Genomic DNA, 6,232 nt, shown 5'->3' with positions numbered 1-6,232 from the left:
AGACCTTGTCATTCACGCTTCGGTTCGCCGATTTCAGCGGGGGTCAACACCGCCGCTGTAATACCGCAGGTAAAAGCAACGTTGGTGTCGCTTTAGGCTCGTTTTGGTAGGCCGGATAAGGCGTAGCCGCCATCCGGCAATCGGTGCCGCGGAGATATTGCCGGATGGCGCGTAAACGCTTATCCGGCCTACGGGAGGCATCACTCTAAGGTGAAGGGATCGGCGTCCTGCCAGGCGGGGAACTGGGTGCGGTACTCTTTCAGCGCGGTGAGTGACATCTCGGCGTCAATGCGCGTTGCAAGATGCGCGTCGGCGCTGGCGACGATCTCCCCTTGCGGGCTAATCACCCGGCTATCGCCGCGATAGTGGTGACCATTCCCGTCGCTGCCAACCCGGTTACAGCCTGCTACCCAGGCCTGGTTCTCAATCGCGCGGGCCAGCAGCAGCGACTGCCAGTGCAGGGAGCGCGGCGCAGGCCAGTTAGCGACATAGAGCAGCAGATCGTACTCATCGCGGTTACGTGACCAGACCGGAAAACGCAGGTCGTAGCAGACCAGCGGCATAATGCGCCAGCCGCGCCACTCGAATATCACGCGCGCTTCACCCGGCTGATAGTGGTGATGCTCATCCGCCATGCGGAAAAGATGGCGCTTATCGTAAAAATGCACCTCGCCCTGCGGCTCGACCAGCAAAAAGCGGTTCACCGCCCCGCGATCCGTTTGCAGCGCCGCGCTGCCAGCGATCAGCGCATTAGTCTGCCGCGCCTTGTCGCGCATCCAGCTAATCACTTCTTCCTGCGATAACGACCGCGTGGCGGCTTCCATCGCAAAGCCGGTGGTGAACATCTCCGGCAGGACAATCACATCGCGCCCGCTAATCCCTTCCAGTTGCACATCAAAATGGCGCAGGTTCGCTGGGCCATCCATCCACGCCAGCGGTTGTTGTAACAGCGTAATTTTTAATCCAGGCACAATTGCGACTCCCCTTCAGACAGCATCGGCACACTGTAGCACGCCAAAAAACGAAAAAAACCCGCAGGGTTGCGGGTTTTGTCGAAGGAGGAGGGGAGCCGTCAGGCGCTTAGGCGGCTTCGGGCTTGCGCAGCTTTTCCGGCGTGTGGATCACCGGTTGTGTCGCCAGCGCATCCGGCTCAAAGTCATCAACGTTGATGGTGCGCAGACGGCTCGCTTCCGCTTTAATCAGCAGCGCCGCTTCATCCTGGTTAATCAGCCCGCTTGACAGCGCCTGGTTAGCCAGCTCGTCCAGACGGGTAAACGGCAGGTTTTTACCCAGCGATTTACAGATGCGCTGATGAATCGGGTCGGCGGCCATGACATCAACCAGCGCCTCTTCCAGCAGCCCGACCGGGTTGTGCTCGCTCGGAGTCAGGTATTGACCGCGACCGATGCGCGAACGGGTAGCATTTGGCGTTTGCAGGATCTTCGCCACTTTATGGTCAAGCCTGTCGGACGGCGCACGGTAGTGGCGACCGGTCGGGAAGATGACAAAGCTCAGCATGCCCGCCACAAGACGGTTCGGGAAGTTCTCCAGCAGGTCGACCATCGCTTGCTCAGCCTGATAGAGCGCATCCTGCACGCCCCAGTGCACCAGCGGCAGATCCGCTTCCTGGCGACCTTCATCGTCGTAGCGCTTCAGCACTGCCGAGGCGAGGAACAGCTGGCTTAACACATCGCCCAGACGGGCGGAGATGCGTTCGCGGCGTTTCAGGCTGCCGCCGAGCACTGCCATTGAGATATCCGACAGCAGCGCCAGGTTAGCACTCAGGCGGTTCAGGTGTTGGTAGTAACGCTTAGTGGCATCCCCGGTCGGTGAGGCGCTGGTTAAACCGCGCGTCAGGCCGAGCCACAGGCTGCGCATCTCATTACTGCCGACATGGCCGATATGTTTAAACAGCAGCTTATCGAATGCATCAACGTCGTTGTTCTGCGCGGCGGCCATCTCTTCCAGCACATACGGGTGGCAGCGAATCGCCCCCTGACCGAAGATCATCATCGTACGGGTGAGGATGTTAGCGCCCTCAACGGTAATGGCGATCGGCGCGCCCTGGTAAGCACGGGCAAGGAAGTTACCTTCGCCGAGCATAATGCCTTTACCGCCGGCAATATCCATCGCATCAATGATTGCCTGCTGACCACGGTGGGTACAGTGATATTTCACAATCGCCGACAGCACCGCCGGTTTTTCGCCGAGCATAATGCCGTAGGTGATCAGCGACGCCGCGGCGTCCATCACATAAGCGTTACCGGCAATACGCGCCAACGGCTCTTCGATACCTTCCATCTTGCCAATAGCCACTTTGAACTGACGGCGAATGTGGGCGTAAGCACCAATGCCCAGCGCGACCGATTTCACGCCGCCCGTTGAGTTGGAGGGCAGGGTAATGCCGCGACCAACGGAGAGACACTCCACCAGCATACGCCAGCCCTGACCGGCCATTTTCGGGCCGCCGATGATGTAATCAATCGGTACAAAGATATCTTTCCCGCGCGTCGGGCCGTTCTGGAACGGAACGTTAAGCGGGAAGTGACGACGACCAATCTCCACGCCCGGCGTCGAGGTCGGGATCAGCGCACAGGTAATGCCCAGCTCTTCCGCACCGCCCAGCAGTTTGTCCGGGTCGGAGAGTTTAAACGCCAGGCCAAGCACGGTGGCAATTGGGGCCAGCGTAATGTAGCGCTTGTTCCAGGTAAGACGCATGCCGAGCACCTGCTCGCCCTGCCACTCGCCCATGCAGACCACGCCGGTATCGGGAATGGCACCCGCATCGGAACCCGCTTCCGGGCTGGTCAGCGCAAAGCAGGGGATCTCTTGCCCACGCGCCAGGCGTGGCAGGTAGTGATCTTTCTGCTCCTGCGTGCCGTAGTGTTGCAGCAGTTCGCCCGGGCCTAAGGAGTTAGGCACGCCGACGGTGATCGACAGAATGCCGGAGACGCCGGAGAGTTTTTGCAACACGCGGGATTGCGCATAGGCAGAGAACTCCAGCCCGCCGTACTCTTTTTTGATGATCATCGCGAAGAAGCGGTGCTCTTTAAGATAAGCCCACAGCTCCGGCGGCAGATCGGCCATCTCATGGGTGATCTGGAAGTCGTTCGCCATGCGGCACGCTTCTTCAACCGGGCCGTCGATAAAGGCCTGCTCTTCTGCGGTCAGGCGCGGCTGCGGGTAGTTGTGCAGCTTTTTCCAGTCCGGGTTACCGCGAAATAGATCGCCTTCCCACCAGGTAGTGCCTGCGTCGATGGCCTCTTTTTCCGTGCGCGACATCGGCGGCATCACTTTGCGGAAACCGCGGAAAACCGGCGCGGAAATAAAGGATTTACGCATCGGCGTGAAGTTGAGCGGCAGGAGAATAAGCGCCACCGGCACCAGCATCCAGAGAGACCAGAGGCCCGCCAGCCCAAGGGCTGCGGTCCATGCCAGCAGGATCACGCTGCTGAGCAGCAGATTAACGCGGTGATAGAAGAGCACACCGAGCAGAACGAGCGTTGCGACAATACTCAAAATCATCATAACGAAAAGCTCCCTTCTTGTAGGAGGTCTGACCACTTGTGATGTATTGTTTGTAGTGGATGTCATTTCTTTTAGCAATGTGTTTACAAAATAATTACAACCTGGTTCACATTGTTGAGGCCGTTTTGCGCACGGAAAATGAAAACGGCGGCGGGAGCGGCGGCTTTAGCTTCTCGGCTGAAAGCCTATCCGGTACACTGCGCAGTGTTATTTACATTTATGCTGAAGGATATCCTCATGTACCAGGATCTTATTCGTAACGAACTGAACGAAGCGGCGGAAACGCTGGCGAATTTCTTGAAAGATGAAGCCAATATTCACGCTATTCAGCGCGCGGCGGTGCTGCTGGCCGACAGCTTTAAAGCCGGTGGCAAAGTGTTGTCCTGCGGTAACGGCGGCTCGCACTGCGATGCGATGCACTTCGCGGAGGAGTTAACCGGGCGCTACCGTGAAAACCGTCCTGGCTACCCGGCGATCGCTATCTCTGACGTCAGCCATATCTCCTGCGTGAGCAACGACTTCGGTTACGACTATGTATTCTCCCGCTATGTGGAAGCCGTTGGCCGTGAGGGCGACGTGCTGCTGGGGATCTCCACCTCCGGTAACTCTGGCAACGTGATCAAAGCGATTGCTGCGGCGCGTGAGAAGGGGATGAAAGTGATCACCCTGACCGGTAAAGATGGCGGCAAAATGGCCGGCACCGCGGATATCGAAATTCGCGTTCCGCACTTTGGTTATGCCGATCGTATTCAGGAGATCCATATCAAAGTGATCCATATCCTGATTCAGCTGATCGAAAAAGAGATGGTTAAGGCGTAAAGCAGGCTTTTTATTTGCCCTGTTCAGCCTGGGCAGTGCTCAACGTGCCTGCGCCTGGCGCAGGTCATCGCGGCGCTGCCCGTGTCTGACGGGCGGCAACAATAACGCCTTCTCAGATTGAGGCGGTTGTGGAGGTGACTATGTGCGAACTGCTCGGGATGAGCGCTAATGTGCCGACCGATATCTGCTTTAGTTTTACCGGTCTCGTCCAGCGCGGCGGGGGAACCGGGCCGCATAAAGATGGCTGGGGCATTACCTTCTACGAAGGCAAAGGCTGTCGCACCTTCAAAGATCCGCAACCAAGCTACAATTCGCCCGTCGCCAAACTGGTGCAGGAGTACCCGATTAAATCCTGCTCGGTGATTGCCCATATTCGCCAGGCGAACCGCGGCGAAGTGGCGCTGGAAAACACCCATCCCTTTACCCGTGAGCTCTGGGGCCGCAACTGGACCTACGCCCACAACGGTCAATTAACGGGGTATAAATCTTTGCAGACCGGCAACTTCCGCCCGGTCGGTGAAACGGACAGTGAAAAAGCGTTCTGCTGGATGCTGCACAAGCTGACGCAGCGCTACCCGCGCACGCCGGGCAATATGGGGGCGGTGTTTAAGTACATTGCGACACTGGCGCTGGAACTGCGTGAGAAGGGCGTGTTCAACATGCTGCTGTCGGACGGTCGCTATGTGATGGCGTTCTGCTCCACCAATCTCTTCTGCATTACCCGGCGCGCGCCGTTTGGCGTAGCGAAGCTGCTGGATCAGGATGTGGAGATCGATTTTCAGCGTGAGACCACACCAAATGATGTGGTCACCGTGATTGCGACGCAGCCGTTAACGGCGAACGAAACCTGGCACAAAATTATGCCAGGCGAGTGGGCGTTATTTTGCCTCGGTGAGCGTATAGTTTGACGCCAGCTGCGGCTGCACGGAGGTCGCCAGCGGCTTGCTGACCACGTAGCGTCCATCCACCACCGCGACAATCGGCGGCTGGTGGGTGGCCGCGAAGTAGTCATACCCCGGCTTCAACTGCTTCCAGAAATCTGCGTAGGTCGAATATTTGTGACGCTGCATATTCGCATCGGTCATGCGGAACGGATAGATATTTACCTGCACGCTCGGCTGGCCAAAAATCAGCGCTGCGGTAACAAACTGGAAGATCTCATCAATGCCGGTATCCGTCATGGCGTAGCAGCCGATGGAGACGCAGGCACCGTGAATCATCAGGTATTTACCTTCGTAGCCGTGGGCGCGGTCAAAGTTGTTCGGAAAGCCAATATTGATAGCCTTATAGAAACGGCTGTCCGGCTTAAGCTGGCTGCGCTGTACCGAATAGAACCCCTCCGGGCTTTTAAAATCGCCCTGACGGCGTTTAGGCCCAAGGCCGCCGGAGTAGTTGCAGATTTTATAGCTGTCGAGCAGCTGATACTGTTCGCCCATCTTGACGTAGAGATCAAGGGTGCGCTCTTCTTTGAAGATCTGAATATAGACCGGTGACCCCATCAACTGCTGTTTAAAATCTTTGCTTACCGGCTTAGTGGCACTGTTGCTGCCAACCAGGCCAGCAAAGGAGACGCACGGGATCAGAAGCATCGCAATGAACAATGCGATTTTGCGCATACAACGTGTTTCCTTGATAAAACGGATACGACTTTGCCAGAACGGCAAAAGATGCCCAGAATTCGGACAATTCTGTTTTGAGCGCTAACCTTAGCACTCCGACATTTTTTCGCAAGCCCCGAATAGCGGTGATTCCGCGCCCGTCGATCCTGTTGATTGTCTTTTCGCCATCGCGCAAAAAGTGTTCTGTTTTGCCTTTCAACCACCTGCGCAATTTGGCGACGGTTATTATGAAAGTAAATGCTGAGAATTAAACAGCAGATTGCCCT

5 protein-coding genes are annotated in these 6,232 nt (G+C 57.0%); 2 read left to right on the top strand and 3 right to left on the bottom strand.

Annotated features, from left to right (window positions below):
* Positions 1 to 200 precede the first annotated feature (200 nt).
* Both IAE50_RS18330 and fadE read right to left on the bottom strand, forming a co-directional pair.
* Positions 201 to 971 (bottom strand): amidohydrolase, encoded by a 771-nt coding sequence (locus IAE50_RS18330; RefSeq protein ID WP_200580892.1) that lies wholly within the window; start codon positions 969 to 971, stop codon positions 201 to 203.
* 109 nt (positions 972 to 1,080) lie between these two features.
* Entirely contained in the window at positions 1,081 to 3,528 is a 2,448-nt protein-coding gene (gene fadE / locus IAE50_RS18325) for an acyl-CoA dehydrogenase FadE (RefSeq protein ID WP_200580891.1), read from the bottom strand.
* 237 nt (positions 3,529 to 3,765) lie between these two features.
* On the opposite strand from fadE, the gene lpcA reads away from it, so the two are divergent.
* Both lpcA and IAE50_RS18315 read left to right on the top strand, forming a co-directional pair.
* Positions 3,766 to 4,347, top strand: coding sequence for a D-sedoheptulose 7-phosphate isomerase (gene lpcA, locus IAE50_RS18320; RefSeq protein ID WP_023479022.1), 582 nt, complete (start codon positions 3,766 to 3,768; stop codon positions 4,345 to 4,347).
* Positions 4,348 to 4,487: 140 nt separating this feature from the next.
* Positions 4,488 to 5,255, top strand: a complete 768-nt coding sequence (locus IAE50_RS18315; RefSeq protein ID WP_023478998.1) for a class II glutamine amidotransferase — start codon at positions 4,488 to 4,490, stop codon at positions 5,253 to 5,255.
* Here the strand turns inward: IAE50_RS18315 and dpaA are convergent.
* Complete coding sequence (gene dpaA / locus IAE50_RS18310; protein ID WP_023479016.1) at positions 5,226 to 5,963, bottom strand: peptidoglycan meso-diaminopimelic acid protein amidase; 738 nt, start codon at positions 5,961 to 5,963, stop codon at positions 5,226 to 5,228. The two genes, IAE50_RS18315 and dpaA, sit on opposite strands and share 30 nt — an antisense overlap.
* Between the last annotated feature and the right edge of the window lie 269 nt (positions 5,964 to 6,232).

This window comes from Kosakonia sp. S42 (assembly GCF_016624785.1).
Classification (GTDB): Bacteria; Pseudomonadota; Gammaproteobacteria; order Enterobacterales; family Enterobacteriaceae; genus Kosakonia; species Kosakonia cowanii.
The sequence above is the reverse complement of the archived record's forward strand: the minus strand, read 5'-3'. Positions and strand labels throughout refer to the sequence as shown.